This is a genomic window from Arsukibacterium sp. (assembly GCF_036735525.1).
GTDB lineage: Bacteria > Pseudomonadota > Gammaproteobacteria > Enterobacterales > Alteromonadaceae > Alishewanella.
On the sequence record NZ_DAINOE010000192.1, the window covers coordinates 1 to 2,234 of the forward strand.

Annotated in this window: 2 protein-coding genes; one reads left to right on the forward strand and one right to left on the reverse strand. The window is 45.1% G+C overall.

Annotation, left to right across the window (positions count from 1 at the left end; all coding sequences use genetic code 11):
- Positions 1-939 (forward strand): asparagine synthase C-terminal domain-containing protein (locus V7D78_RS17170; RefSeq protein ID WP_333609670.1); only part of this gene is annotated, 939 nt, incomplete at its 5' end.
- 1 nt (position 940) lies between these two features.
- Here V7D78_RS17170 and V7D78_RS17175 read toward each other — a convergent pair.
- Positions 941-2,234 (reverse strand): hypothetical protein (locus V7D78_RS17175; protein WP_333609671.1); only part of this gene is annotated, 1,294 nt, incomplete at its 5' end.

Genomic DNA, 2,234 nt, shown 5'->3' on the forward strand with positions numbered 1-2,234 from the left:
GATGATATCGCGCGCGAGTTGCCTCAAATTGCCGCTTATTATCCGCAGCCTTTTGGTAATTCATCGGCGTTACCTACTTACTTTTGCGCCCGTTTAGCCCAGAAGCACGGGGTAAAGGTGATGTTAGCCGGTGATGGCGGTGATGAACTGTTCTCAGGCAATGAACGTTATGCCAAGCAAATGATATTTGAACGCTTTTGTCAAACGCCGTTGTTTATACGTCGAGTATTAGCAGGCAGTGTCAAGCTGACCGCGAAGCTGATATCACACCGTCTGACACAAAAAGCGCTTAGTTTTATTGAGCAGAGTGAACAGGACTTAGCCAGCCGTTTGCAGCGCTATAATTTTTTGCATCAACACGCGGCTTCGCAGGTGTTTACCCGGACTTTTTTGCAAAGTATTGATACTTCTTTGCCTTTACATCAGATCCAACGCCGTTTTGCCGCAGCAGGGGCAGTGAGCCCGGTTGATGCTATGTTGTTTAATGACTGGAAATTTACACTGGCAGACAATGATTTAGTGAAAGTAAATGGCATGACAGAGCTTGCGGGAGTGGATGTAGTGTACCCGATGCTGGATCAACAGGTATTGGACTTGTCACTGCAATTGCCACCAGAGGTAAAACTGACGAAACATAACCTGCGTGATTTCTACAAGTATGCATTGGGCCCAATTCTACCGGCGGCCACTATTGCCAAACAAAAACATGGTTTTGGCTTACCTTTTGGTAAATGGCTGGCTGAGCATAAAGCGCTGCAACAACTGGCTGCAACTCAGTTGGCTAGCTTAAAGCAGCGTGATATTTTCAGACCCGACTTTATAGATAAGTCGGTAGCTCAGCAGCAGCAAGGCCATGCTGCTTATTATGGCGAGCTGATTTGGGTAATGATTATGCTGGAGTTTTGGTTAGCCCGTCATGCCCCTTCGACAGAGGCCTGAATCAGCTGCGTGTTCTGCTGTGTAGAAAGCGTTGTAATTCAGCTAAATATACCACAGGCCCCATAATATCGGTTACCCGGCTGGCATAGTTACCTGATGCGATGCCAGCTAATAGTCGGGGATAGATAAAACGGTTGGCTACTAAGGAATTATGCTTCATTAAAAAGCGACCTATGTCTGTAAGGTCTCGCCAGCGTTCAAAAAACCTTACCGGTTTTATTGTACTGCGTTCCGCGTATGGAAGTTGCGCGTATTGTGGATAGGTCAACTCGATAGCGCGGCTGTGGAAAGAGGCATCAGCAAAAAACTTACCAGGTAATCGTAATAAAAAATCATAAACGTCATGGAACATATAGGGGGTGACGACCTGCACCACTTGGTTCATATATCCAAATGGGATATAACATATTTCGCGGCGTGTACGATTCCATAAATAAAACTGACCGATAGGGTTTGGACACTGCTGGTAACGTTTAAGCTCAGTTATTACACGGTCAATCGCTTTATCTCTGGACCAGCGTTGATAATCCTCTTTTGACAACATGGTAGGAAGGTAACCCTCTGCGGGCAAAATGATATTGGCCAGTTCCAGCCATTTTTCTTCTCTGTACAACTGTATCTTTTTAGCGCTGGTAAAAGCACCATCAGATAAAATCCCCCCCGCCAGACCATCAAAAGTCATATAACCGTCGTTCAGGGTACTAAGGTGATCAGCTACAACACTTATCCAGGCATTTTCTTCAGCACAATAACTAGACATTCGAAAATTTTCTAATTGTTGGGCAAGATAATTTGGCTCCAGCTTAAGACTGGTATGAGGTATTTTTAATTGCTGACAGAGCATCTGCGCCACTTTCACATCTTGATCGTCGTAGGGGGCAGGACGAACACAGGTTACACAATGATCAATTTCACGGTTATTGGCTAATATTGCAAACAAGATGTGCCGGGAGTCTCGTCCGCCAGACAACGGCATCACAATTTTTTGCTGTGGGTTTGCTTGCAAAAAACCTTGTATCGCTGATTTAAATACCTCACCATATTGCCGGGCTGCATCATCAAAGATGCCCTGATATTCTTCAACTTGTTGCCGAAGAAATTGTTGCTGTTTAGCTGGCTCTGGCACTTTTATCTGTTTAAAAGGAGTATCAGTGCCAAGAAAAAATCCCAGACGTAAGAAAACCGCCATAGCGGTATCATCTATTTCCAATGCTCCAGATGTTACTGGCAGTTCAAAAATGGTCGGAGCAGATTGCAGGCTCCCCTGCATTTGAAAAAAGGGGGGCATACCCAAT